The organism is Hephaestia caeni (assembly GCF_003550065.1).
GTDB classification, from domain to species: domain Bacteria; phylum Pseudomonadota; class Alphaproteobacteria; order Sphingomonadales; family Sphingomonadaceae; genus Sphingomonas; species Sphingomonas caeni_A.
Genome location: NZ_QXDC01000002.1, coordinates 329,429 through 354,915, shown reverse-complemented (window position 1 = coordinate 354,915; position 25,487 = coordinate 329,429). Strand labels below are relative to the sequence as shown.

The window sequence follows — 25,487 nt, the reverse complement described above, 5'->3', positions numbered from 1 at the left end:
GGGCGTCTCCTTTGAAAACTAAGGTAGGCAGGCGGAAGCGGTTGCTCAAGCGCCCGATGCGAAGCTTTGTTGCGCTGCCGTCAAGCCCGGCTTGTGGCGGGCCAGCAGCGCGTCGGGAAGCGTGAAAGATGCCGGCCCTGTGGTGTAGAGCAAGGTCGCGCCGATCCGGCGATCGGGAAAGATCACGCGCAGCGCCTCGGCATAGGCCGCCATCTGGCGCAAGTGGTAAACCGGCACGTCATCGATCGTTGCCGGCACGCGCCGCCCGGTCTTGAAGTCGATCAATTCGACCGCGTCGTCGGTGACGAGCAGCCGGTCGATCGTCCCCGCGACCACCAACCCGTCGCCGATCACCGCGGTCACCGGGGCCTCGGCCAGCGCATCCGGCCCGAACAGCGCGGCGAAGCGCGGATCGTCGAGTACCGCCAGCACCGTCGCCGCCAACGCATCGCGTTCGCCGGAGTCGGATATCTGCCCCACCTCGCGCAGCCAGCGATCGGCCGCTATCGCGCGGTTCGGTGCGGGCACCGGCGGCAAGCGCTCGAACAGCGCATGAATCAGCCGCCCGCGCTCGGCGGCAGCGCGCATCGCCGGGCCGGGCGGCGGATCAGCGACATCGTCCTCGCCCAAGGCCGACGGCGCGAGCGGGCGCGGCGGCCGCGCCTCCACCGGCGCCGCACGCCGTGCCCAATCGGGAAGATCCGGCTGCGCGGCGGCCCTCAGCGCCTCACTGGCCTTGGCGGCGACCGGCGGCTGCGGCACCAGTCCCTCGAACCCGCGCGCCTCGCCTTCCGCCACCGGCACGCCCAGCGTGGTCAAGGCGCGGTCGGCGGCGGCATACCAGCTCGCTTCGGGCGGTACCCCCTTCGCGCGCGGCCCTAACGCGCCGGCAATAACAAGCTGTTCCTCAGCGCGCGTCGCCGCGACGTAGAACAGCCGCCAATGTTCCTCCAACTCGCGCGCCTCGGCCCGCTCGGCGAGGTCCGCGATCTCACCTCCGCGTTCGGCCGTGCGTGGACGGAAGATCGGGATCGCATCGCGCGCATCCCCCGGCTTCCAGTTGAGGATATCGCGCCGCGCCGAGGCCGGATCAGCGGTCGCATCGGCAAGGATCACCACCGGCGCCTGCAATCCCTTGGCACCGTGGACGGTCATCACCCGCACCGCATCGAGCGGCGCCGACGGGTCGCGCACGATCTCGACGTCGCCGCGATCGAACCAGTCGAGGAAAAGCTGAAGCGACGGCGCCGACAGCGTCTCGAAATCGAGCGCCGCGCCGAGCAGTTCCTCGATCGGGTCGCACGCTTCCTGCCCCAGCCGCCGGATCAGCTTGCGCCGCCCGTCGAGCGGCCCGGTGAGCAGTTCCTCGAGAAACTGGTACGGCGTGGCGATATCGGCACGGTTGAGCATCGCCTCAAGCGGCGCGAGCCGCTCCGCCGGCTGCGTCGCACGCAAATGACGCCATAACGGCATCCGCGCCGGGCGCGGCGCGGCGGCGTGCATCAATTCGTCCTGACTCCAGCCGATCAGCGGCGACACCAGCAGGCTTGCGAGCGCCAGATCGTCCTCGGGCTGGAGCGCGAAGCGCACCGCGGCGAGCAGATCCTGCACCGCCAGCGGCGCATTGAGCCGCAGCCGATCGACGCCTGCCACCGGCACGCCCTCGGCATAGAGCCGCGCGACCAGCAGCGACGCCAGTTCGCCGCGCCGCTTGACGAGGATCATCACGTCCTCGGGCCGGATCGGTCGCCCCTTGCTCGCGAGCGTGCCGTCGTCGATCATCTCGCGCACGCTGCGCGCGATCTTGCCCGCCAGTGCGCGCGTGGCATCGCCCACCCAGCCTTCTTCGTCCTCGTCCGCGTCGCCGGAATCGTCGCTGACGGGGGGCCACAAGGTGACGCGCCCCGGCCCGGGCACTTCGCTGGCATGGGTTTCGATCTCGCCGATCTCACCCAGTGCCGCCGCCCCCACCGCGTCGATCGCGGCATCGACGAATTCGAGCACTGGGCGAGTCGATCGAAACGATTGCGTCAGCGACAGCCGCTCGAACGGCACACCATCGCCCGCCAGCGGATCGAACGCCGCATCGGCCAATGCTTTGAAATGCCGCCCCGCCCACGCGAAATTGAGCGGATCGGTGCCCTGGAAGCCGAAGATCGCCTGTTTGAAGTCGCCGACGGTGAATAACGTGCGCGCCCGATCGCCGTGCGCGCCCTCGCCCGCGAAGAATTCCTCGGCGAGCCTCGCGATGATCGTCCATTGCGCGAGGTTGGTATCCTGCGCTTCGTCGATCAGGATATGTTCGGTCAACTGGTCGAGTTTGTAGCGCACCCACTCACCCATCCCCGGCTGTTCGAGCAGCGCGACCGCGCGGCCGATCAGATCGTCGAAATCGACCGCCCCCGCGCGGCGCTTGGCAAGCGCATAGCGGTCGGCATAATCCCGCCCCACCTCCAGCCCGGCGGCGAGCAGATCGGCATAGGCCGCACGCGCCCGCATCGAGATCAACTCGGCACAGACTTCATGCAGCCGGCTCGCCGCCTCGGCATAGCCCTCCTCCTGCGGCGCCTGCCCCTTGCCGAACGAGCGGATCTCGCCGTCGGCCTTGGCCCAAACGAGGTGCAACTCGCCGAGCGTCGCCGCGCGATCCTCCACCGATCGCCCGCGCCACGCCGCGATGATATCGGCACGTGCAAGCCCGTTCTTGGTCCCCCACGCGGCGTTCATCGCGGCCACCGTTGCCAGCGATGCGAGATCGAACGCATCGTCGCCGCACGCCGCCGCCAGCACCGCCTCGATATTACCGGCGGGCAGATCGAGCGCACGCCGCACGAACGGCGCGATCCCGCCGTTGGGCAGCGTCGACAACCCGGCACGCGCATGGGCGCAAGCGGTGAGGAACCCCTCGGCCCCACCCTCTCCAAGCCTCAAACTGAGCGCCCCGATCGTGTCGATCACCTGTCCGCGCCCCTCGCGCTCGGCATCGACCAGCATCTCGGCCAGCGCCTCGCGCGCGAGCACCGCTTCCTCGCGCGCCTCGAGCGGGCGAAAGCCGGGCACCAGCCCCGCCTCGATCGGGAAGGCCGAAAGCAGGCTCTGCGCGAAGCCGTGGATCGTCTGGATGCGAATGCCGCCGCCCGGCGCATCGAGAACCTTGGCGAACAAGGTGCGCGCGCGCGCGATCAAATCGCGGTCGAGCGGGTTCTCGCCCAGCGCCGCAAGGTCGTCCTTCACCTGCCGCTCGGGCATTCGCACCCACGCCGCGAGCCGCGCGCTGATCCGCCCCGCCATCTCGGCGGCGCCTGCCTTGGTGAAGGTGAGGCACAGGATCGCCCCCGGATCGACCCCGCGCAACAACAGCCGATAGACGCGCGCCGCTAGCACCTGCGTCTTGCCCGTCCCTGCGGAGGCCGACAGCCACACGTGCGCGTCGGGCGCACTCGCGCGCGCCTGGCTGCCCAGCAGACGGGGCAAGGTGCGGATGCCGTCAGCGCTCACGGCCATACCATTCGTCGCGGCGCATCAACTGGTCGTATTCGGCGTAAGGCGCGTATTCGGGGACGAGTTTGGCGGTGAAGCCGCGCGTGCCCGTCAACCAGTCGCGCGCCGCCTCGGTGAAATGGTGCGCGGCGATGCTGGTGAAATCGGCGGTCGGGATGCGATCGCGCTTGCCCGCCGGATCGACCGGCGTGGCGATATAGCCGAATTGCCCGCCGCGCTTGCTGATCGACCAATATTCGAACGCCTCGGCAGTGCCGACGATATCGGCAAAACCACCACGCTCGGCGATCAGCCCGAGCAGCCCGAGCTGCATCGAAAACCCCGCGCGCACCGCTGCGGCCGAGGGCGGCTTGCCGGTCTTGTAGTCGACGATCCCGATCCCGCCGCTGCCGAGCCGATCGATCCGATCGGCGGTGCCGTTCAACGTCACCCCGGCAAGGTCGATCTTGCCGCGCAGTTCAGCGGCGAGCACGCGTCTGCCCTCATCGGCCTGCGCGGCCATCGCCTGCCCGATCCACCCGATCGCCTCATCGAGCCGCGGCCACCACAACGCGCGCAGCATCGGGTGCGTGCGCGCGTCGTGCATCATCGTCAACGCACGCGGGCGCAGCGCATCGACGCGGCAATCGTCCTCGCGCGTCCAGATTTCGAGGATGCGGTGTACCGCCGTCCCGCGCCATGCCGCGCTGGGATCGGCATCGACCGCATCGAGTGGCATCAGCCGCAGCACGCGCCGCGCGTAAAAGGCGTAAGGGTCCGCCTTCAACCGATCGACCTCGGTCACCGAGATCATCGTCGGGCGCAGCGCCGGCGGCGGCACGGGCTCGGGGCGGGCCTCGGGCGCGTGCTCGCCCGGATCGTCGAGCGCGCGCGCCCAGACCTCGAGCCCGGGCGCGCGTACCAGCTCGCCCGCCATTGCTTCCAACCGCAGCCAGAAACGCGAGGGGATCGCCGGCGACCGTGCATCGCGGCGCGCGCGCGTCAGCAGCACTTGCGGGGCGCCCAGCGCCTCGGCCAGATCGTGCGCGGCGAGCCCGACCCGCCGGTCGAGCCCCGGCAGCCCCAGTTCGGCGCGGATACGCGGCGCCAGCCACGGGTCGGGCGCGGGCTGGCCCGGCCAGATTCCTTCGTTGAGCCCGCCGAGAACCATCAGGTCGGCGGTCTGCAATCGTGCCTCGATCAGCCCATAGATCGCGAGCCGGGGATGCCCGCCCTGCGGCGGCCGCACCGCGGTCTCATCGAGCAGCGTCCGCACCAGCGGCGCAAGGCTCTCGGGCGCGATTGCGGGCGGCCCCAGCGCTGCGCGTGCTTCGAGTTCGGCGAACCATTCGGCCAGCGCCCGTCCCGCCGGGCCGGCCCACAAGGCATCGCCGCAGAGCGCGATCGACGCCTCGCGCAGCGCCGCGAGCAACGCACCAAGCGATTGCACGCCATCGTCGAACACCGCCCCGATCGGCTCCAGCAGCGGCCGCGCGTCGCGCCACCATTCGCGCGCACGCGCCCGAACCACGCGGGTACGCTCGTCGCCCTCGGCGAGATGCGCGTCGATCCCGTCGAGGCCGGGCGCCGGACGCGGCCCGCGCAGCGCGAGATCGAGCGCCCGCGCGCCATCGAGCCAGCCGATCCGATCGGGGCCGAAGCGCACCAGCGGATGCTTGAGCAACGCGAGCAGCGCCACCGGCGCGAAATGCTGCGCGGCGGCCTCGGCAAGCGCGATCAGCAGCGTTCCCGGCGGCAGGATCGACAGCGGCCGTCCCGCCGAATCGTCGATCGCGATGTTCCAGCGCGCGCAATGCGCCGCCACGCGCCGCGCCAGCGCGCGATCGGGCGTCACCAGCGCGGCGGTCTTGCCGGGTTCCTCCAGCGCCTGGCGCAATGCCAGCGCGATCGCCTGGGCTTCCTCGGCGGGCGTCACGAGTTCAACCGCGGTGACGTCGGTAAGCCGCCGGTCGGCGCCCGCCAGCCCGGTCCATTTGCCGGTGAAATCGGCGGGCGCGAGCGCATTGGCGACCGCCCGACCCCGGATCGCGCCGGCATCATGCCCCCCGCCCTCGCGCCATGTCTCGACCTCGCCGCGGTTGATCCCCATCCGATCGAGCAGAAGCTTCAACTGGAATTGCGGGTGGGTCTCGATCGAGCGCGCGCGGCGCCCGGTGACGGGATCGGGTTCGTGTGGCCCGAGCGCCTGCCATTCGGCCTCGGGCATATCGATGCCGAGACCCGGCAGCACCACCAGCCCCTGCGGCAGTTCGGCAACGCAGCGCAGCAGCCGCGCGATCGAGGGCGAGGCCGTCGTCACCCCCGCCGCGCAGACGAAGCCGGCAGGCGGTGCCGCGCGCCAACGCGTCGCCAGCCGCGCCATCAGCCGCGTCCGCCGCTCGGCAAGATCGATCCGCCCCAGCCGGTGCAATTCCTCAGGCCAGCGATCGAGCACGATGCGGAACAAATCGAGCGACCGCTGCCAATGCGACGACAATTCTTCCGCCATCGCCAGATCACGCAGCCGCGTGGGCGCGACATCCTCGACCAGCAACTGATCGAGCGTTCGCGCCAGTTCCCCCGCCAGCCGTACCGCTTCGGCGGCGTCGATCGGCTGTCCGGCCTTCGCGCGCTCCTCCTCGACCAGCCGCGCGAGGATCATCCGCCGCTCGATCGGCGCGACCGCGGGCGGGATCGGCTCGGCGTCATCAACCGGATCGAGCGCCGCTCCCGCCGCCTCGTCGAGTTCGGGATCACCGATCGCGACCAGCCGCGGCAACAGCAGTGCCCCGCCGCTCGCCCGCACGAAGGCGTCGCGCACGCTCCGTTGCGCGCGATTGCTCGGCAGCAGCACCAGCCCGCGCGCCAGCGCCATCCGGTCCTTGCCGAAACGACGGATCAGCCCGGCGGCAAGCGCATCGGCGAACGCCCGGTGCGCGGGAATCGTGAACAGTGCGGGCCTGGCCCGATCAGCCATGCCCGATCACGGCTTCGGTCGCGCCGATCGCCTCGGGAGTACCGATATCGAACCACAGCCCTTGATGGACGAGGCCATATGCGCGCTCGGCCGCGATCGCGCGATCCCAGAACAGATTGGTCGAAAATGGCCCCTCGGGCGCATCGACCAGCAGCCGCGGCGACACTATCTGGATGCCGGTAAAGACGAACGGCGCCACCCGGTTGCGCCCGCGCCGGCCAGTGATCCGCCCGTCGGCCGCCAGCCGGAAATCGCCCTTCCCGCGATGGTTGTTCGCCCGCGCGAGCGGCACGAGCAGCAGCAGCGCATCCATCCGGGAATCGTCCCACCCCGCGGCAAGCTCGCGGATCGCGTCGGTGGGGCCGTCGATCCACAGATTGTCGCTATTGACGACGAGCACCGGCGCGTCGCCCAGCAGATCGCGCGCATGCATCAGCCCGCCGCCCGTCTCCATCAGGCGGTCACGCTCATCCGATACAATTATCTCAATGCCTTTGATGCGGTTCCTGAGATGCGCTTCGAGCGCATCGGCGAGATAATGGACATTAACCACCGCGCGCTTGACGCCCGCCGATCGCAGCCGATCGAAGACATGATCGATCAACGGCTGCCCCGCGACCTCGACCAGCGGCTTGGGGCGGGTCGCGGTCAGCGGCCGCATCCTTTTGCCGAGCCCGGCCGCCATCACCATCGCCGTCTCGGGCACCACACCGCCCGGATCGGGGCGCAACGCCAGCGTCCGCTTCGCGCTCATGCCACCTCCATCGGGTCGCCGCGCTTGGCCGCGGGCACGTTGGCGGCGAACCAGTCGGCGACCGGTGCCAGCGCCGGATCGGCGAGATCGCGCTCCAGATAGCGCCACACGCGCGGGCACATCGCGGCGTAGCGCGGCTTGCCGTCGCGCTTCCACAGCCGCGTGAAGATGCCGAGGATCTTGGCATTGCGCTGCGCGCCGAGCACCGCATAAGCGGCAGCGAAATCATCCCCCGCCCCGGTCGCCCGCGCATAGCGTTCGCGCATCGCCGCCTCGATTTCGGGCGCGACATCGCGCCGCGCGTCCTGGAGCAGCGATACGAGATCATACGCGGGGTGCCCCGCAAGTGCATCCTGAAAGTCGAGCAACCCCAACCCCTTGCCGTCATCGATCAACATCAGATTCTCGGCATGGTAATCGCGCAGCACAGTGACGGTCTCGCGACGGTCGAGCGCAACGCCGAGCACCGCGTCCCACGCCGCGCGATAGCCTTCGCCATCGACGGTCAGCCCGACCGCGGGGCAATACCAGTCGACGAAGAGCCCGGCTTCACGCTGCAATTCGGCGCGGTCATACGGCCTGAGCGGCCCCGCCGGGTGCTTGTGGAGCGCCACCAGCACGTCGATCGCCGCGCCGTAGAGACTATCGGCCGCCTCCGGCCGTGCGTCGACCGTCTCGCGCATCCGCACGTCGCCGAAATCCTCCAGCAGCACCAGCCCCGCCGCGGCATCGTCCGCGAGGATTTTGGGCGCGGCAAAGCCTCGCTCGCCGAGCCAGCGCGCGATCGCGAGGAACGGCCGGGGGTCTTCGTGCGGCGGCGGCGCATCCATCAGCACCGCGCGGCCCTTGCCGCCGGACACGCGGAAATAGCGGCGGAACGAAGCGTCGCCGGCCAGCGGTGCGATCGCGGCGTCCCCCCATCCGTGTGCTGCCAAGAAGGCGGCCGCGGTGGCCGGGGGAATCATGTCTGGAACCATCGGTCCTTCCAAGGCGCGGGCACGTTGGCTGTCAAGGATCGTGCGCCATCTGCGGTGACAGCGAGCGTCAATGCAAACGCATCGGGCCAACGCCCCGGCGCGCGCTCCGGCCATTCGATCACCAGCACCGCATCGCCGCGCGCCTCGTCGAGCCCCAGTTCGTCGATCTCGGCCACCGACTCGATCCGGTACAGATCGACATGGAGCACCGGCAGCGCCACCTCGGGCGGCTCATAAGGCTGGACGATCGCAAAACTCGGCGACGGCGCCTCGCCTTCGAGCCCCAGCGCCGCGAGCAGCCCGCGCGCAATACTCGTCTTGCCCGCGCCCAGCGGCCCCGAGAGCGTGACGACATCGCCCACCCGCACCAGCCCGGCGAGCCGCGCGCCCAGCGCCTCACTGGCCGCGACATCGGTGAGCAAGATCGTCATCGCGTCAGCTCGGCGACGATCAGCGTGCCCTCTCCCGGTTCGGAGATCAGCTTGACGGTGCCGCCATGCGCCTCGACGATCTGCCGCGCGAGCGGCAACCCCAGCCCGAGCCCGCGATCCGCGGGGGCGCGGCTATCGGCGGCGGGGCGATCGAAGGCATGGCCGATCGCCTCGCGGCTCATGCCGGGTCCGTTGTCCGAAACGACAATCCGCGCCGTCTGATCGTTGCCGTCGGTATGCAGCAGCACGCGCCCGCGCTCGGGCGTACCCGCGATCGCATGGCGCAGCATATGCTCGATCCCCTGCTGGAGCCGCCGTGCATCGCCCTCGATCTTGCCCGCCGACGGATCGATCTCGATCGCGAAGTCGATCGCGCGCTCGCGGGCGAACGGGACAAGCGCCTCCGCGGCGGTGCGTGCGACCTGGGCGAGATCGACGGTGCCGCGCGCCAGATCGGGCGCGGTCGCCGCTTGCTGGGTCAGGCCGAGCACGTCGTCGATCAGCACCCCCAGCTTGGCGGTCGAATCGAGGATCGCGGCGACGTAGGAATCGACTTCCTTGCTCAGCGGCCCCGCATAGCCGCCGTGGAGCATCTCGGCGAAACCGCTGATCGAGGTGAGCGGCGTGCGCAGTTCGTAGCTCATATTGGCGACGAACGCGGTCTTGACGCGGTCGGCAGCCTCCAGCGCCTCGGCGCGCTCGCGCAGCGCCTGCTCGATCCGCCGGCTGTCCGAAATGTCCAGCATCGTGAACAGCGCGTTGCCGTCGGGCAGCGGCACCGCGGCGAATTCGAAATGGCGGCCGTCGGCAAAGCCCACGCGCCCGCTGCGCTGCTGCCGCTCGACCGTCGCCGCGCGCACCAGTTCGCCGATCAGCGACGCGCGCGCCGGGTTGGAAAGGCTCGGCGCAGCCATCTCGGCGAGCGCATCGACGCGCGGATGCGCCGCCAGGAAATCGTGCTCGAACCCCCAGACTTCGCGAAAACGGTTGTTCCAGAGCTGGAGCCGGCCGTCGGCGGCGAACACGCCGAGCGCCTCGAACAGATTGTCGAAGGTCGCCGTGCGCACGCGCAACAGCGTGTCGCGCGCACTCGCAAGCTGCACCTCCTCGGTGCGATCCTCGAACACCAGCAGCAGCCCGCCGTCCGGCAGCGGCTGCGCGAGCATCCGCAAATGCGTGCCGCCGGGCAGGTGCCAATGCTCCTCGATCGTATCCTCGTCGGCGTTGAACCACGCGCGCCGCTCGGCCTTCCAGCGCGGGAAGTCGCGCACCTCGGGCACCCGGTTCGCCTCGCGCATCCGCTCCAGCACACGATCGAACTCGGGCTTGTCGGCAAGCCATTCGTTGCGCATCGCGAACAGGCGGCGGAACGGCAGGTTGCAAAAGGCAAGCGTGCGCTCGGGCGTGAACTGCGCGACACCCGCCGACAGCCGGTCGAGCATCGTGCGCTGCGCCTCGCCCAGCCGCCGCATCCGGGTACGCGTCTGGTCGAGTTCGTCGATATCGACCGCGAAGCCGGCGACGCCGCCGATCGGCAGCGGGATATCGTGGATGCGCAGCATCCGCCGCGCGCCGTCGATCGTCGCGGGCATCGCCTGTTCGTGCGGTTCGCCGGTGTCGCGCGCCTTGGCCGCGCCCGCCAGCGGCCCGCCCAGCCCGGCGCCCTCGACCAGTTCGATCCCGCGCGCGACGACATCCTCGGCATCGTTTCCTTCGACCGCGCGAACATAGGCCGAATTGACCATCGCCAGCCGCAGGTCCGGGCCGCGATACCACATCGGCAGCGGCGCGGCCTCGATCAGCCCGGTCAACGCCTCGAACGCCTCGCGCAACCGTGCCGCCTCGGCCTCCGCCTGCTCGGCCTCGGCGCGCATTTCGGTGGCGTCGAAAAACCACAACAGCGCCGATCCCGATCCATCGACGCCCGCCGGCGCGCGCATGCCGCGGATCATCAGCGTCCGGTCCGACCCATGCGCGTGAACCGCCTGGTCGAATCCGCGCCCCGATTTCTGCGCCGCCGAGGTTTCGTGGATCAGCGTCGCGAGGTCGTCGTCGCTCAGCCCGGTCTCGCTCGTGCCCAGTTCGGAAAGATAGCGCGGCCTATCCGTCAGCCCGAGCCACCCGGTCAGCCGCTCGGGCGGGGCGATCCGGCCGTCGGCGCCCACCACGACGGCAAGCGCAGGTGCGGCGGCGAGCATCGCTTCGAGCCGCGCGTGATCGGCGGTCAACTGCCGCGCTGCCCGCGCCGCCCGCAGCCCGGCGAACAGCATCGCGATCGCGGCGGCGAGGATGCCGAACAATGCGGCGCCCGCAAGGACGACCTGCCAATCGATCTCCGTCATCGCGCCACGCCGCGGCCGCCGTTGATGTCCATGATCATGCCTTAAGCGAAGGCACATCATTCGCAAACAGCACAGCGCGAAGGAAGCCAGTCATCAAACCCCGGCTTCCCGTTCGCTTAGAACTTGACGCTGGCGCCCACCTTGAAGCTGCGGCCGAAAAACGCGTCGAAATACGTCACCGAGCCGCCCGCCGCCGGCACCGGGAACGGCGGCCCCTTGTCGAACACGTTGTTGACGATCAGGCGCCAGGTGAAATGATCGTTCACGTCAAAGCCGACCGTGGTGTTGAAGAAGCTCGTCGCGGGCACCTTCGGGAATTCATAGGTCGAATCGGGCGAATCGGGATCGATCTTGGTCTTGCCGTAATACAGCCACTGCCACGACCAGTTGAACGGGCCGTTGGTGTAGCCCAGGCTGAGCGTCCCCTTGTGCGGCGAATAACCGATCGAATTGCGCAGCGTCGTCCGGGCGCCCTCGCCGATGCGCACGACCAGCTTGTCGGTATATTGGTAATTGGCCGACAGGTTGATCGAGCTGTCGGCACCGAGGAACGGCGTGTCGTGCTGATAGCCGATCTGCGCGACGAGCCCGCGGAACTTGCGCGACGCGGCATTGGCGAAGCCGGTTTCGATGAAGGTGATCTGGCCGTTGGCATCGCGCGTGAAATTCGAGCACAGCGGCGAGGGATAGGACGCGTTGTCGTAACACCCCTGAAGCACCTGATCGGCGTCGAGCGATTCGATCGCGCCGTTCACCCGGATATCGACCCAATCGACAGTGGCGTTGAACCCCGGCAGGAAACGCGGCGCGAGGATGACACCGAAGGTCAGCGCCTTAGCTTTCTCGTTATGCAGATCGGGATTGCCCGAAAGCGTGCCGCGTGCCGTGGCATCAACGATATGCGATTCGAAATTACTCGGCAGCCCCGCCGCCGCGCAATTCGCCTGCCGCGTCGCAGGGTCCGGCCCGCCGTTGAGGAAGCGCGCATCGCACGGATCGTCCGCGGTGGTGAAAATCTGGCTCGACGGATTGAACAATTCGGTGACCGCGGGCGCGCGCACCGAGCGGGTGTAATTGACCCGCGCCGCCAGGCCGGGGACGAATTCCCAGCGCGCATCGCCGGTATAGGTCCAGTCCGATCCCGCCAGCGAATTATCGATATAGCGCGCCGCGCCGTGCAGCTCGAACGCATGGACGAACGGGATATCCTGCGACGGGCCGATGATCGGCAGGCGCAGTTCGCCGAAGAACTCGTCGGTGTTGAACCCGCCCGACACCGGGTCGATCGGCACCGACCGCCCGAACTGGGCGCGCTCGCCGGTGGGGTCGTTCGGATCGGGTATCCCGTAATAGAAGGTGCCCGGATCGAACCGCGCCTTCTCGTCGCGATGCTCGTAGCCGAGCGCATAGCCGACGCCGCCGCCCCACATATCGAACAATTCGCCCGACACCGATGCGGTGACCACCCATTGCTCGTTGACCGCGCGCGGATTGGCGATCGTCGTCACATAATCGCGCGCCGCCTGCGAGATCTGCTGGCCGAACGGGTTGATCGGTGCGCAAGTGCTGCTGAGCGTTTCAATGGGCGCATTCTGGTAACCCGGCGCGCAGACGATATTGCCGCTCGGATCGAGCACGGCGTTGAGCGCATTCTCGAAATTCTGCTGGACGAGCACGCGCTCGCGGCCCTGCGTCGTCGAGCGGCCGTAATTGCCGACCACCTCGAAATTCATCTCCTTGCCGAGTGCATGGAAGGTCCCGTCGAGCCCGCCGACGAAGCGATAGAGTTCGACCGTCGAGGCGCCGGCGCCCGAGGTGAGATCGGTGTTGGCGCGTCCCAACAGGAAGGTGTCCTGCGAATCCGAGTCAGGATTGCTCGCCAGCGCCGCGATAATCGCGTCGCGCGCCGCGGGCTTCAGGAACGGATTGTCGATACTGAGGATGAGATTGCCGTCGGGATCGCCGGCATTGCCGAACAGGGCGGTGTTGTAGACCGGCTGGTCGCGAAGCTGCTCGCCCCGGCTGTTGGCGTACCACCCTTCCGCGAACAGCCGCAGATTGGAGGTGAGCTGGAAATCGGCGAGCGCGGTGGCGAGGTAGCGCCGCACCGGCGTCAACAGGTTGCCCGGCAGCACGAAACCGTTGCCGCCGTTGAAGTTGAGCAGGTTGCCGGTCTGCTGACCGAAATTGATCGGAACGAGGTTGCCGTTGACGTCGAACGCCAATGGATTGCCCTGGGCGTCGGTAACGCTGGGCTGGAACCCGAAATCGCTGGCCTGGGCCGGTGACAGCGGAATAAAATCGGTAACCAGCGGCACGCCAAACGGGCTCAGCGACGGCAACCGCCGATCGCCGATATAGACGTTGTCGAACGGCGAATCGTCGAGCGGGGTAGTGAAGAAGCTGTTGAGTCGCTTGCCGGGCCGCGCGAAATTGGTCAGCCCCGCTTCCTGGTTATATTCGCCTGCCACGGTGATATTGCCGCGCCCGCCCGCGAAATTGTAACCGGCAAGGCCGCGGACGCGAAAATCGCGCCCGTCGCCGGCCTCGCTGATTCCATATTGGGCGTCGAGCGTGATGCCCTGATAATCGTGCTTGGTGATGACGTTGATCGTGCCCGCGATCGCATCGGAGCCATAGATCGGCGCGCCGCCGACCGCGATCGTCTCGACGCGATCGACGATGATTGTCGGGATGACGTTGAAATCGACCTGCGATCCGGACCCCGTCGGGCCGAAGATCGAACTGGTGTTCGAACTGACGAAGCGCCGTCCGTTGACGACGGTCAGCGTCCGCTGGTCGCCCAGCCCGAAGAAATTGACGAAATTCTGTCCCGAGCCGAACGCACCGGCCTGCCCGCCGACGCGGCTGCTGCCCGGCACGCCGAACGACGGCAGGTCGTTGAGCGCATCGCCGACATTGGTGTAGCCGCGCTGCTCGATCGTGTTCGAATCGAGCACCAGCGTCGGCTGGCCGGTGTCGATATTGCGCCGCGGAATACGCGAGCCGGTGACGACGATGTCGCCGCCGGTGCTGTCGTCGGCGGTCGCGTCGCCGTCCAGCGACGCAGCCTCGTCGGTCTGGGCGGGATCTGCCACGCAGGTCGTACCGTCCGCGCTCGCGACGGTGCCGTCAGGGCACGCCGCGACGACAGGTTGATCGGAGGTCGCCTGTGCGGCCGCGGGCGTGGCAATCGCCACGGCCAGGGCGGATAGCGAACAAGCACAAAACCGCGAAGCTAACGGAAAACAAGGGGTAGTCATCGGGCGTCTCCTCGCGATGCGAGTTACCCCCAGGCGGCTTGCATTAGGCGCCCACACCCGAGTCGTTGCAAGGGCATGTTCTTGATTTCATTGCGCTGTTGCGCCGCAGCAACAGCGTCCGGGCGACCCGAGGAATCGAGCCGCCCGGAACGGATCAGTAACGATAGTGATCGGGCTTGAACGGCCCTTCGACCGGCACGCCGATATAATCGGCCTGCTTCTGGCTGAGCTTGGACAGATGCACGCCGAGCTTTTCGAGGTGAAGTGCTGCGACCTTTTCATCAAGGTGCTTGGGCAGCACGTAGACGTCGTTCTTGTACGCGCCCGGCTTGGTGAACAACTCGATCTGCGCCAGCGTCTGGTTGGTGAAGCTCGACGACATCACGAAGCTCGGATGCCCGGTCGCGCAGCCCAGATTGACCAGTCGGCCCTTGGCGAGGACGATGATCTGCTTGCCATCGTCGAACTCGACCAGATCGACCTGCGGCTTGATCTCGGTCCACTTGTAGTTGCTGAGCGCCGAAATCTGGATCTCGCTGTCGAAATGGCCGATGTTGCTGACGATCGCCATGTTCTTCATCGCCTTCATGTGATCGGCGGTGATGACGTCGGCATTACCGGTCGCCGTCACGAAGATGTCGGCGCGCTTGACCGCCTCATCCATCGTCACGACCTCGAAGCCCTCCATCGCCGCCTGCAACGCGCAGATCGGATCGATTTCGGTCACCAGCACGCGCGCGCCGCCGTTGCGAAGCGACTGTGCCGAGCCCTTGCCGACATCGCCGAAGCCCGCGACCACCGCGACCTTGCCCGCGAGCATCACGTCGGTGGCGCGGCGGATCGCATCGACCAGCGATTCCTTGCAGCCGTAGAGATTGTCGAACTTCGACTTGGTGACGCTGTCGTTGACGTTGATCGCCGGGAACGGCAGCTTGCCTGCCTTGGCGAGATGATACAGCCGGTGGACGCCGGTGGTGGTTTCCTCCGACACGCCCTTGATGTTCTTCACCGTCTCGGTGAGGTAGCCGGGCTTCGCCTTGACGAACGCCTTCAGCGCCCGCTGCATTTCGACTTCCTCGTCATTCTCGGGTTCGGGCATCGTCTCGCCCGCCTCGATGCGCGCGCCCCACAGCGCGAACATCGTGGCGTCGCCGCCGTCGTCGAGGATCATGTTGCAGGTCTCGCCGTCGCCGTTCGACTCCCAGTCAAAGATGCGGCCGACGTAATCCCAGTAATCGGCGATGCTCTCGCCCTTGATCGCAAATACGGGCACGCCCGACGCGGCGATCGCGGCGGCGGCGTGGTCCTGCGTCGAAAAGATGTTGCACGTCGCCCAGCGCACCTTGGCGCCCAGCGCGGTCAACGTCTCGATCAGCACGGCGGTCTGGATCGTCATGTGCAGCGAGCCGACGATGCGCGCACCCTTCAACGGCTGCGACGCGCCGAATTCCTCGCGCAGCGCCATCAGGCCGGGCATTTCGGTTTCGGCGATGTCGATCTCGCGGCGGCCGTAATCGGCCAGCGAGATGTCACTGATCACATAGTCTTCGCGCTCGATAACGGGGGCGGTGGCCACGCAGTGTCTCCTGGATCGTTCGATAGGATTCGAGTTGGGTCGACTGGCGCCCACGCGCCCGCCGGATGCGCGGCACATAGCGATTGCATCCCGCCGGATCAAACATAAAGATATCTTTATATCTCGTCGCAGGATCGGCTCGTGGAAATTTTTTGCGTGCCCTGCCCTGCCATGTCACATTCGGCGGCGCCCGATCGTCATACCTGTGACCCCCACCGACAGGAGATGTACGATGACCACCCGTTCCAACCCCTACAAGGCCGCACCGGAGCTGATGAAGGCCTGGTTCGCGCTCTCGCAGCAGGTCGAAAAGGCCGGGATCGAGCCCGATCTGCTCGAATTGGTCAAAATCCGCTCGTCGCAGATCAACGGCTGCGCCAATTGCCTCAACATGCACCATGCGCACGCGCGCAAGCTGGGCGAGCAGCAGAAGCGGCTCGACGTGCTGTCGGCGTGGCGTGAGGCGCCGTGGTTCTCGGACCGCGAGCGTGCCGCGCTCGCCTGGACCGAATATCTGACCGAGGTTGCCGACAAGCGCGCGCCCGATGACGTCTATCAGGCCGTCGCCGCGCAGTTCAGCGCCGCCGAGCAGGCACAGCTCACGATGATGATCAACGTCATCAACGGCTGGAACCGGCTCGCGATCGGCTTCGACCTGTTCGATGAGAGCCTCGCTGCATGAGCGATACGGCCTCCGACCCGGCGCTAAGCTTCGCGCCCCTGCGCCCGATGCTGATGCGCGTCGCCTATCGGATGCTCGGTTCGATCGCCGATGCAGAGGATGTGATGCAGGATGCGTATCTGCGCTGGGCGGAGACCGATCGTGGCGCGGTGCGGGTACCCGAGGCGTTCCTGCGCCGCGTCGTCACCCGGCTGTGCCTCGATCACCTCAAGGCCGCCCGCGTGCGCCGCGAGGCCTATGACGGCCCGTGGCTGCCCGAACCGGTGGTCGAGGCCGAGGACGAACAGGACGACGTCACACTGCCGCTGATGCTCGCGCTGGAGCGCCTGTCACCGCTCGAACGTGCCGCCTTCCTGCTCCACGACGTATTCGGTCAGTCGTTCGACGAGATCGCCGCCGTGATCGGACGCGACCCCGCCGCCTGCCGGCAGCTCGCCGCGCGGGCGCGCGCCCACGTCCGCGCTGAGCGCCCACGCTACCCGGTCGAGCGCGCGCACGGGCAGGAGATCGCGGCGGCCTTCCTCACCGCGTCGCGCGCCGGCGATACCGACGCGCTGCGCGAACTGCTCGCTGCCGACGTCACCTTCTATTCCGACGGCGGCGGCAAACGCCCCGCGGTCGCGCGCGTCATGCGCGGGCTGTCGGAAGTAGTGCGCTCGCTCGCCGCGATCGCGCGGCTGCTCGCCGGAAAGCCGGCGCAGATCGTCCGTACCGGCCTCGTCAACGGCCTGCCGGGCTTCGTTACGCGCGAGCACGACGGCCTGCTCCAGACGACCGCGCTCCTGATCGAGGACGGCCGCATCGCCGCGATCTACGTCATGCGCAACCCCGACAAGCTCGCGCACCTCGAACGCGAGATGCACTGAAACGCGCCGTCACCCCGGACTTGTTCCGGGTCCAAAGTTCAACAAGCGATGACGCTCATGGAGGGTTGGACCCCGGAACAAGTCCGGGGTGACGAAGACGTGACGAAGGCCGGATTTGAAACCACCGTGTCCCCGCAACGGCGCAAAGCTCTACGCCCGCCCCGCCTGGCTGGTGAGCAACCGCGGGTCGATCCCCGCCGTCTCGAAACCGCGCGTCCAGCGCGCGCGTGCCTCGGTCGCGTAGATCAGATCGACGTCACCGGCGGTCGAGAACCAGCCGTGACGCGTCATCTCCTCCTCGAGCTGCCCCTCACCCCACCCGGCATAACCGAGCGCGACGATCCAATGCCGCGGCCCGGCGGCACCGGCGATCGCACGCAGGACATCGGTGGTGCCCGACAGCGCCCAGCGCCCCGCAACGTCGATCGTGTCCTTGCCGCCCCAATCCTTCGAATGGACGACGAAGCCACGGCGCGGCTCCACCGGGCCGCCGAAATGAATCGGGACGTCGGGCGCCTCGCCCGGCGCGATGTCGAGCTGTCCGAGCAGGTCGTGCAACCCCAGCCCCTCGATCCGCGCGCCGAGCCCGATCCCGATCGCGCCTTCGGAATCGTGCGCGCACACCGCGATCACCGCGCGTTCGAATCGCGGATCGCCGATGCCGGGCATCGCGAGCAGGAACTGGCCGGTAAGATAGGTGCTCGATTCCATGAGGGCGACCATAACGGGTGGCGTCGCGCGCGGCCACGCTTGAAAATCGGCCCGGCCTTCCCAAGCTACCGTGTACCGCATCTCTCATGCGGCCGACCATCAGGAGGAAATACCCGACATGACCATCAGCGTTGGCGATCGCCTGCCGAACACCACTTTCGTCAAGGCCACCGAGGCCGGCCCCGAACAGGTCAGCTCGGAGGATTTCTTCAAGGGCCGCAAGGTCGCGCTGTTTTCGGTGCCCGGCGCCTTCACGCCGACCTGCTCGGCCAAGCACCTGCCCGGCTATCTCGACAAAGCCGAGGCGCTACGCGCCAAGGGCATCGACGAGATCGCGTGCACCGCGGTCAACGACGCCTTCGTCATGGGTGCATGGAGCAAAGCCAATCAGGCTGAGGGCAAGGTGACGATGCTCGCCGACGGCAACGGCCAGTTCGCGCAGGCGGTCGGGCTGGAAATGGACGGATCGGGGTTCGGCCTCGGCACGCGCGGTCAGCGCTACTCGATGCTCGTCAACGACGGCGTTGTCGAACAGCTCAACGTCGAGGCGCCGGGCGAATTCAAGGTGAGTTCCGCCGAGCACCTGCTCGACAACGCATGAGCGCCTGAATCAGGCCCTGAATCGCGGAAATCCTGCGTTCGTCGCGGGGACACAACGCCCCGGCGTTCGCCGCCTCGATTCGAGGTTGCGGGCGTCGCGGCGATTGGTCATCCCCACGCGAAGCCGCGATCGAAAGGAAACGGGCTCCCCCCGAACGGTCGCCGATCGCAGGCTCAGGACAGGACGACCAACCCGATTTCCGATCTTGTGGCTGCCGTGAGTCCCCCAGACGCGGCGGCCACACTTGTCTTATCGGTGCGGACGATTTAGCCGCAGAAGATGACACGCGCATCTCACATCGTCACCGAACTCGATCGCCTCTATCGCGCGTCGGTCGAGCGGCTCCAGGCCGCGCTCAACGCCTATCTGATCGACGGCACTACGCCCGATCCCGCGTCGCGCGCCGACGGCAGCTTCGCCTATCCCGAAATCCACCTGCGCTATCACGGCGGCGCCGATGATCGACCGACACCGCTGCGGTCGTTCGGGCGGCTCGTCGCGCCCGGCGAATATCGTACCAGCGTCACCCGGCCCGCGATGTTCGCCGATTATCTCACCGAGCAGTTGACGCTGCTGATGGAGGATTACGAGATCGAGGTCGAAGCGGTGGCGGGGCGGCAGGAAATCCCCTTCCCCTACGTGATCGATCCGGGCCACGAGATGAGCCTCGACGAAGTGTCGGCCGTCGAACTGGCGCGACATTTCCCCGCAACCGAACTGGCGCATATCGGCGACGAGGTATCCGACGGCCTGTGGACGCAAGGGGACGCCGCGCAGCCGCTCGCGCTGTTCGACGCGCTGCGCACCGATTTCTCGCTCGCGCGGCTCCGGCATTACACCGGCACCCCGCCAGAGCATGTCCAGCGCTTCGTCCTGTTCACCAACTATCACCGCTATGTTGATGAATTCGTGCGCTGGGCGTGTGCGCAGCTCGGCACGGACGATCGCTACACCGCGCTCTCGGGCGCGGGCGGATTGATGATCAAGGCGGGCGATGACCCCGAGCGCGTCGTCGCCGACAGCGCGTGGCGGCGGCACCAGATGCCCGCCTATCATCTCGTCGCGCCCGATCGCTCGGGGATCAGCCTCGTCAACATCGGTGTCGGCCCGTCGAACGCCAAGACGATCACCGATCACCTCGCGGTGGTGCGCCCCGATGCCTGGCTGATGATCGGCCATTGCGGTGGGCTGCGCCCCAGCCAGCGGATCGGCGATTACGTCCTCGCGCACGCCTATCTGCGCGACGATCATGTCCTCGACGACGTGCTGCCGCCCGAAATCCCGGTCCCCGCGATCGCCGAGGTCCAGCAGGCGCTCGCGCGTGCCGCCGAAACCGTCTCGGGCCAGTCGGCCGAACAGCTCAAGCGCCGCCTGCGCACTGGCACGATCGTCACCACCGACGATCGCAACTGGGAATTGCGCTATTCGCGCTCGGCGCTGCGCTTCTCGCTCAGCCGCGCGGTCGGCATCGATATGGAATCGGCCACCATCGCCGCGCAGGGCTATCGCTTCCGCGTGCCCTACGGCACCCTGCTGTGCGTCTCGGACAAGCCGCTCCACGGCGAATTGAAGCTGCCCGGCCAGGCCAACCGCTTCTACGAACGCGCGATCAGCGAACATATGCGGATCGGCATCGAGACGTGCGAGGAATTGCGCCGCGAAGGCGCCAAGCTCCACAGCCGCAAGCTGCGCGCGTTCAACGAACCGCCGTTCCGCTGAGGCTTTTCACTGATGCGGAGCAACGCCCGCGCGGTTGATGCGTTGCGCGCATGACAGGAGGATATGATGGCCGATACACCCACCCCACCGCCACCGCCACCGCCCGAAACGCCGAAGCCGCGATCGCGCCGCGCGCCGCCACGCCACGCCGATGCCGCCAAGCCGGCGCGGTCGCGCACGGGCGCGGCCTCCAAGCGCACGGCCCCAGCGGCCAAGCGCTCGCCTGCCAAGCGCAAGGCGCCCGCGAAACCGAAGACGGCCGCCAGCCCGGCGCCCGCCACGAAAGCCGCCCCACCCTCGCCGCCCGCATCGGCTGCGACAACGGCGGGGCTATCGCTCGGCTGGAAATCGATGCTCGCCGCCGCGGTCGGGGTGGTCGGCGCGATCGGCGGTCTGCTCGCGCTGCGCGGCAGCACCCCGCGTGACGACAAGGCGGGTGCTATCGACAAGGCAACAACTCCAGACAAGAAATAAGCCCGTCACCCCGGACTGGTTCCGGGGTCCAACGCGCCACGACCGCACCGGCATGATTGTGGCCCGTTGGATGCCGGAATAAATCCGGCATGACGAACCTTATCCCCCAACCAGTGCCGCCAGCGCCTCGCTCGTCAACGGCTCCGCGCACAGGAACCCCTGGTAGATCTGGCACCCCTCCTTCGCGAGCAGATCGAGCTGCTCGGCGGTCTCGACGCCCTCGGCGACCACCGTCAGCCCCAGCGAGCGCGCCATGTCGATCACCCCGCGCACGACGACGCGGTCGCGCGCGCTGCCGGTGATGTCCTGCGACAGCCGCTTGTCGATCTTGAGCGTATCGAGCGGCAGCGCCTTCAGATACGCCAGGCTCGAATAGCCCGTCCCGAAATCGTCGATTGCGATCCGCAAGCCCGCGCTGCGCAACGCCGCAAGCAGCGCCGCCGCCGCGCCGAGATCGTCGATCAACCCCGATTCGGTGATCTCCGCCGTCAGCCGCTGGCGCGGGAAACCGCTGGTATCGACGCGGTCGAGAAACAGGTCGGCGAAACCCGGCCGCGCGATGTCGGCCGCGGTCAGGTTCACCGCGACGCGCAAGTGCGCGAGCGCCCCCGGCCACGCCGCTGCCCGCGTCAGCGCGAGCCGCTGGACATGATCCGACAGCGCGATCGCCAGATCGGCGCGCTCGGCGGCGGCGAACAGCACCTCGGCGCCCAGTTCGCCGAAGCGCGGATGCCGCCAGCGCGCCAACGCCTCGGCCCCGACGATCCGGCCGCTCGCGATCGCCACCTGCGGTTGGAACAGCACGTCGATCTCACCGCGATCGAGCGCGTGCCGCAAATCGAGCGCGAGCGCCTCGATCGGCGCGGCGGGTTCGCCGTCGGCGCACGCATCGCGGATCGTCGCCCCGTCCGATGCCTTGGCCTCGGCCAGTGCCTCGCTCGCGTGGCGCAGCAGCGCCGCCGCGTCGTCACCGTCGCGCCGACACGCAACCCCGATCCGACATCCCACCGTGGTCGTCAGCGCGCCGATCGGAAACGCGCGCCCGATCTGATCGGCAAGCTGCGCGGCGAGCAGCATCAATTGCGCGTGCGGCGCCTCAGACGCGACGAGGAACTCCGCCCCGCCGACGCGCGCGACGATCGCGCGCCGCCCCATCACCTCGCGCGTCACGTGCTCGATCCGCGCCACCGCCGCCGCCAGCAGCGCATCGCCCGCGGCGCGCCCGTGCGCGGCGTTGACCAGATCGAACCGCGTCAGCGCGATCAGCGCCACCCCGATCGGCGCGCCCTCCCCCAGCCGTCGGTCGAGCCAGCGCCGCGCGCCCGCGGCGTCGCGCGTCGTCGTCGCGGTCCCGACCGCGACCGGCTCGACCACCGCTTCGATCGTTCCGTCGGCGCCCGACCGCAAGTGCGTGACCACGCGGCCGATCCCGGCCAGATCATGCACGATCGCGGTCGCGTCGCCGGGTTGAGCCAGAAGCTGCCGGAGCTTCGCGATCGCCGCCGTCCGCTCGCCGGGCGCCAGCATCGCCAGCGCCGTCCGCCACGCCAGCGCGCCGCCATTCCCGATCAGCGACGCCAGCGCCGCGGTCGGCTCGATCCGCTTGCTGCCCGGCTGCGCGTGCCAGCCGAGCGGCGCCGCGCGCACCACGTCCGCGCGGTTTCCTGCCACCCGTTCAGCATGGCGCTCGGCGCAGCGCAGCGCCTGTAGCAGTTCGCCCTCGCCGTGCGGACTCGTCAGAAAATGGGTCGCGCCCGCCTCGATGAAATCGCCGAGCGCCGCGACATCGGTATGCGAGACGAGCACCAGCATCGCATTGCCCGTCGCCGCAATCATGTCACCCAGCGCCCGTGCCGCCGCCAGCCCGTCGCTCAGCGCGCCGCGCGCGTCGACCAATGCGATCTGCGCGCCACTGGCGAGGAAGCGCCGCTCGGCATCGTCGGCGCGCCGTGCGGCGACGACGCGCCATCCCGCCCCCGATACCGAAGCGGCAAGTTCGTCGCGTTGGCGGAACGACAGCACGAACAGCGGCACCGCCCGTTCCGGCTGCGCGGCATCGGCCTCGCTCAACACCCCGTCTCCCCCCTTGCGCATACGGCCCCTTGGTAACGCCGTACCGGGCCAGCGCAATGCGCAAACGGGGTTGTTCGGGCGCGAGCTAGGCCCTAGCTCTCGTTTCATGGCCAGCGCCCCCGCCCTGATCGATCGCCACGGCCGCAGGATCAGCTATCTGCGCCTCTCGGTGACCGACAGGTGCGATCTCAGGTGTCGCTATTGCATGGCCGAGCGCATGACCTTCCTGCCCAGGGACCGCCTGCTCAGCCTCGAGGAGATCGCGATCATCGCCGAGCGCTTCATCGCGCGCGGCATCACCAAGGTCCGGCTCACCGGCGGCGAGCCGCTGGTACGCCGCGACGTCACCGAGCTGGCGCACCGGCTCGGCCGCCATCTCGGCTGTGGGCTCGACGAACTTACGATGACGACCAACGCCACCCGCCTCGCCGATCACGCCGATGCGCTGGTCGCCGCGGGCATGCGCCGGATCAACGTCAGCCTCGACAGCCGCGACCCGCAAACCTTCCGCCACATCACCCGTCACGGCGATGTCGAGCGGGTGCTGGCGGGGATCGCCGCCGCACGCGCCGCCGGCCTCGCGATCAAGATCAACATGGTCGCGCTGAAGGGGCTCAACGAGCACGAAATCGCGCCGATGCTCGACTATTGCGGGCGTGAAGGCTTCGATCTCACGCTGATCGAGACGATGCCGATGGGCGCGATCGACGAGGATCGTACCGATCGCTTCCTGCCGTTGACCCGGGTGTTCGACGATCTGTCGCGCCGCTTCGCGCTCACCCGCGACGCCCGCGGCACCGGCGGCCCGGCGCGCTATTGGCGCGTCGCTCCCTGGGGCATCCGGCTCGGGCTGATCTCGCCGCTCACCGCCAATTTCTGTGACGGTTGCAACCGCGTCCGCCTGACGACCGAGGGCATGCTCTACCTCTGCCTCGGCCACGACGAATCGGTCGATCTCAAGGCGGCGCTGCGCGGTGGCGGCGTCGGCGCGCTCGATGCCGCGCTCGATGCGGCGATGACGATCAAGCCGCGCGCCCATGATTTCCGCATCGCCGCCGGGGCCGCGCCCGCGGTCGCGCGCCACATGAGCGTCACCGGCGGATGACGGCACGGTCCCGCCGCGCGCTGCTCGCATCGCAGACCGCGCCCGCGCAGGACGCGGCGGCGGCACTGCGCGACCGCTACGAATGGGTGTCGATCGAGGAAGCGGACCTTGTCGTCGCGCTGGGTGGCGACGGCTTCATGCTCCAGACGCTCCACGCGATGCTCGATCGGCGCCAGCCGCAGCTCCCCGTCTTCGGGCTCAACCTCGGCACCGTCGGTTTCCTGATGAACGAATGGCGCGCCGACGGGCTCGAGGCGCGGCTCGCCCACGCCAAGGCGGTCAACGTCACGCCGCTGTGTATGGAAGCGACCACCGTCGACGGCGAGCAGCATCGCATCCCCGCGATCAACGAGGTCTCGCTGCTGCGCGAAACACGCCAGACCGCCAAGCTCGAAGTGACGCTCAACGGCCGCATCGTCCTGCCCGAACTCGCGTGTGACGGCGTGCTGTGCGCGACCCCCGCGGGCTCGACCGCGTACAACCTCTCGGCGCAAGGCCCGATCCTGCCGCTCGGCTCGTCGATGCTTGCCCTGACCCCGATCAGCCCGTTCCGCCCCCGGCGCTGGCGCGGCGCGATCGTGCCCGACAAGGCCCGGATCGGCATCCGCGTGCTCAACCCCGAAAAGCGCCCCGTCAGCGCGGTGGCGGACCAGCGCGAGGTCCGCGAGGTGGCGCAGGTGGATATCGCGATCGATCGCGCGCGCGACCTCACCTTGCTGTTCGATCCCGAGCACGCACTCGACGACCGGATCACGATGGAGCAATTCCTCTCCTGAGCGCATTTCCCGGGCTTGCCTACCGGCGAATCCCGCTGCTATAGGCGCGCCTCTCGCGAGGCCCCACCCGGGCAACCGCGCACGGCATTCCCCGGTAGCTCAGTGGTAGAGCAATCGGCTGTTAACCGATCGGTCGCTGGTTCGAATCCGGCCCGGGGAGCCACCGTCTTTCGCCACCGTTTGTGCCCTAGGCTAGGCTAGAACCGCCGAGGCACGACAGGCTCGATCTAGAAAATTCAACAGCGATCCACCTCGGCGCCATCATCGAGCAGGAAGTGCCCGTTCAGGAATATTGGGATTTAATATAGACCGCTCCAGGCTGATCCAATCTAGGGCGGCTAGATGCTGTACATGGGCCGATGACCGGTCCGATGTACGGAGATGATCTCATGCGACCGATTGCCATTCTTGCCATCCTTCCCGTCGCCGCGCTGGGCGCGAGCCTCGCGATCGCCGCATCGCCGGGCAAGCTGACCAAGGCGCAGGCGCAGGCGATCGCGCTCAGGGTCGCGCCGGGCAAGGTTGCCAAGGCGGAATATGAGAAGGAAGACGGCGCCTGGCGCTATTCGTTCGATATTCGCCAGGGCAAGCGTATCCACGAAATCGGCGTCGATCCCAACACCGGCAAGATCATCGAGAATTCGTTCGAATCCGCGGGCGATAAGGACTGATATCAATCG

The 25,487-nt window shown here is 68.3% G+C and carries 18 protein-coding genes and 1 tRNA gene; 9 read left to right on the top strand and 10 right to left on the bottom strand.

Annotated elements, in window-relative coordinates; translation table 11 throughout:
• Positions 1-45: 45 nt before the first annotated feature.
• From addA to ahcY, 8 genes are all read right to left on the bottom strand, one after another.
• Complete coding sequence (addA, locus tag DFR49_RS01560) at positions 46-3,504, bottom strand: double-strand break repair helicase AddA (RefSeq protein WP_119035219.1); 3,459 nt, start codon at positions 3,502-3,504, stop codon at positions 46-48.
• A complete protein-coding gene (addB, locus tag DFR49_RS01555; protein WP_119034286.1) occupies positions 3,488-6,457 on the bottom strand; it encodes a double-strand break repair protein AddB in 2,970 nt (989 codons plus the stop codon). Before addB ends, addA begins: the two co-directional genes overlap by 17 nt.
• On the bottom strand, positions 6,450-7,211 hold the full coding sequence (locus tag DFR49_RS01550; protein ID WP_119034285.1) for a nucleotidyltransferase family protein: 762 nt from the start codon (positions 7,209-7,211) through the stop codon (positions 6,450-6,452). Before DFR49_RS01550 ends, addB begins: the two co-directional genes overlap by 8 nt.
• A complete protein-coding gene (locus DFR49_RS01545) occupies positions 7,208-8,176 on the bottom strand; it encodes an aminoglycoside phosphotransferase family protein (RefSeq protein ID WP_211325832.1) in 969 nt (322 codons plus the stop codon). Before DFR49_RS01545 ends, DFR49_RS01550 begins: the two co-directional genes overlap by 4 nt.
• The gene (gene tsaE / locus DFR49_RS01540; protein ID WP_211325790.1) at positions 8,173-8,619 is read right to left on the bottom strand and encodes a tRNA (adenosine(37)-N6)-threonylcarbamoyltransferase complex ATPase subunit type 1 TsaE; all 447 of its coding nucleotides are present in this window, start codon (positions 8,617-8,619) and stop codon (positions 8,173-8,175) included. The genes DFR49_RS01545 and tsaE overlap by 4 nt, the downstream gene beginning before the upstream one ends.
• On the bottom strand, positions 8,616-10,961 hold the full coding sequence (locus DFR49_RS01535) for a PAS domain-containing sensor histidine kinase (protein WP_119034283.1): 2,346 nt from the start codon (positions 10,959-10,961) through the stop codon (positions 8,616-8,618). The genes tsaE and DFR49_RS01535 overlap by 4 nt, the downstream gene beginning before the upstream one ends.
• Positions 10,962-11,077: 116 nt before the next feature.
• The gene (locus DFR49_RS01530) at positions 11,078-14,161 is read right to left on the bottom strand and encodes a TonB-dependent receptor domain-containing protein (protein WP_119034282.1); all 3,084 of its coding nucleotides are present in this window, start codon (positions 14,159-14,161) and stop codon (positions 11,078-11,080) included.
• Positions 14,162-14,378: 217 nt separating this feature from the next.
• Positions 14,379-15,800, bottom strand: coding sequence for an adenosylhomocysteinase (ahcY, locus tag DFR49_RS01525; protein WP_425454901.1), 1,422 nt, complete (start codon positions 15,798-15,800; stop codon positions 14,379-14,381).
• A 232-nt stretch (positions 15,801-16,032) separates the two neighbouring features.
• Between ahcY and DFR49_RS01520 the strand changes: the two genes are divergently transcribed.
• Both DFR49_RS01520 and DFR49_RS01515 read left to right on the top strand, forming a co-directional pair.
• Positions 16,033-16,482 carry a carboxymuconolactone decarboxylase family protein gene (locus tag DFR49_RS01520; RefSeq protein WP_119034280.1) on the top strand — a complete coding sequence of 150 codons (450 nt, stop codon included), beginning with the start codon at positions 16,033-16,035 and terminating at the stop codon, positions 16,480-16,482.
• Complete coding sequence (locus DFR49_RS01515) at positions 16,479-17,348, top strand: sigma-70 family RNA polymerase sigma factor (protein WP_119034279.1); 870 nt, start codon at positions 16,479-16,481, stop codon at positions 17,346-17,348. The genes DFR49_RS01520 and DFR49_RS01515 overlap by 4 nt, the downstream gene beginning before the upstream one ends.
• Positions 17,349-17,498: 150 nt before the next feature.
• On the opposite strand, the gene DFR49_RS01510 is transcribed toward DFR49_RS01515, so the two are convergent.
• The gene (locus DFR49_RS01510; protein ID WP_119035217.1) at positions 17,499-18,059 is read right to left on the bottom strand and encodes a YqgE/AlgH family protein; all 561 of its coding nucleotides are present in this window, start codon (positions 18,057-18,059) and stop codon (positions 17,499-17,501) included.
• 118 nt (positions 18,060-18,177) lie between these two features.
• On the opposite strand from DFR49_RS01510, the gene DFR49_RS01505 reads away from it, so the two are divergent.
• From DFR49_RS01505 to DFR49_RS01495, 3 genes are all read left to right on the top strand, one after another.
• Positions 18,178-18,660 (top strand): peroxiredoxin, encoded by a 483-nt coding sequence (locus DFR49_RS01505; protein ID WP_119034278.1) that lies wholly within the window; start codon positions 18,178-18,180, stop codon positions 18,658-18,660.
• 279 nt (positions 18,661-18,939) lie between these two features.
• A complete protein-coding gene (locus DFR49_RS01500; RefSeq protein WP_119034277.1) occupies positions 18,940-20,379 on the top strand; it encodes an AMP nucleosidase in 1,440 nt (479 codons plus the stop codon).
• Positions 20,380-20,445: 66 nt separating this feature from the next.
• A complete protein-coding gene (locus DFR49_RS01495; protein WP_147373610.1) occupies positions 20,446-20,853 on the top strand; it encodes a hypothetical protein in 408 nt (135 codons plus the stop codon).
• Positions 20,854-20,952: 99 nt separating this feature from the next.
• On the opposite strand, the gene DFR49_RS01490 is transcribed toward DFR49_RS01495, so the two are convergent.
• Positions 20,953-22,923 (bottom strand): putative bifunctional diguanylate cyclase/phosphodiesterase, encoded by a 1,971-nt coding sequence (locus DFR49_RS01490; protein WP_425454900.1) that lies wholly within the window; start codon positions 22,921-22,923, stop codon positions 20,953-20,955.
• A gap of 109 nt (positions 22,924-23,032) precedes the next feature.
• Between DFR49_RS01490 and moaA the strand changes: the two genes are divergently transcribed.
• From moaA to DFR49_RS01470, 4 genes are all read left to right on the top strand, one after another.
• A complete protein-coding gene (gene moaA, locus DFR49_RS01485; protein WP_119034274.1) occupies positions 23,033-24,031 on the top strand; it encodes a GTP 3',8-cyclase MoaA in 999 nt (332 codons plus the stop codon).
• Positions 24,028-24,807 (top strand): NAD kinase, encoded by a 780-nt coding sequence (locus tag DFR49_RS01480; RefSeq protein ID WP_119034273.1) that lies wholly within the window; start codon positions 24,028-24,030, stop codon positions 24,805-24,807. Before moaA ends, DFR49_RS01480 begins: the two co-directional genes overlap by 4 nt.
• 88 nt (positions 24,808-24,895) lie before the next feature.
• Positions 24,896-24,970, top strand: a tRNA-Asn gene (locus DFR49_RS01475).
• Positions 24,971-25,196: 226 nt separating this feature from the next.
• Entirely contained in the window at positions 25,197-25,478 is a 282-nt protein-coding gene (locus DFR49_RS01470) for a PepSY domain-containing protein (RefSeq protein ID WP_119035216.1), read from the top strand.
• Positions 25,479-25,487: the final 9 nt, after the last annotated feature.

Excerpts from the sequence above, each read along its gene's own strand:
- addA (WP_119035219.1), bottom strand. The coding sequence starts at position 3,504 with ATGGCCGTGAGCGCTGACGGCATCCGCACCTTGCCCCGTCTGCTGGGC.
- addB (WP_119034286.1), bottom strand. The coding sequence starts at position 6,457 with ATGGCTGATCGGGCCAGGCCCGCACTGTTCACGATTCCCGCGCACCGG.
- DFR49_RS01550 (WP_119034285.1), bottom strand. The coding sequence starts at position 7,211 with ATGAGCGCGAAGCGGACGCTGGCGTTGCGCCCCGATCCGGGCGGTGTG.
- DFR49_RS01545 (WP_211325832.1), bottom strand. The coding sequence starts at position 8,176 with ATGATTCCCCCGGCCACCGCGGCCGCCTTCTTGGCAGCACACGGATGG.
- tsaE (WP_211325790.1), bottom strand. The coding sequence starts at position 8,619 with ATGACGATCTTGCTCACCGATGTCGCGGCCAGTGAGGCGCTGGGCGCG.
- DFR49_RS01535 (WP_119034283.1), bottom strand. The coding sequence starts at position 10,961 with ATGACGGAGATCGATTGGCAGGTCGTCCTTGCGGGCGCCGCATTGTTC.
- DFR49_RS01520 (WP_119034280.1), top strand. The coding sequence starts at position 16,033 with ATGACCACCCGTTCCAACCCCTACAAGGCCGCACCGGAGCTGATGAAG.
- DFR49_RS01515 (WP_119034279.1), top strand. The coding sequence starts at position 16,479 with ATGAGCGATACGGCCTCCGACCCGGCGCTAAGCTTCGCGCCCCTGCGC.
- DFR49_RS01510 (WP_119035217.1), bottom strand. The coding sequence starts at position 18,059 with ATGGAATCGAGCACCTATCTTACCGGCCAGTTCCTGCTCGCGATGCCC.
- DFR49_RS01505 (WP_119034278.1), top strand. The coding sequence starts at position 18,178 with ATGACCATCAGCGTTGGCGATCGCCTGCCGAACACCACTTTCGTCAAG.
- DFR49_RS01500 (WP_119034277.1), top strand. The coding sequence starts at position 18,940 with ATGACACGCGCATCTCACATCGTCACCGAACTCGATCGCCTCTATCGC.
- DFR49_RS01495 (WP_147373610.1), top strand. The coding sequence starts at position 20,446 with ATGGCCGATACACCCACCCCACCGCCACCGCCACCGCCCGAAACGCCG.
- moaA (WP_119034274.1), top strand. The coding sequence starts at position 23,033 with ATGGCCAGCGCCCCCGCCCTGATCGATCGCCACGGCCGCAGGATCAGC.
- DFR49_RS01480 (WP_119034273.1), top strand. The coding sequence starts at position 24,028 with ATGACGGCACGGTCCCGCCGCGCGCTGCTCGCATCGCAGACCGCGCCC.
- DFR49_RS01470 (WP_119035216.1), top strand. The coding sequence starts at position 25,197 with ATGCGACCGATTGCCATTCTTGCCATCCTTCCCGTCGCCGCGCTGGGC.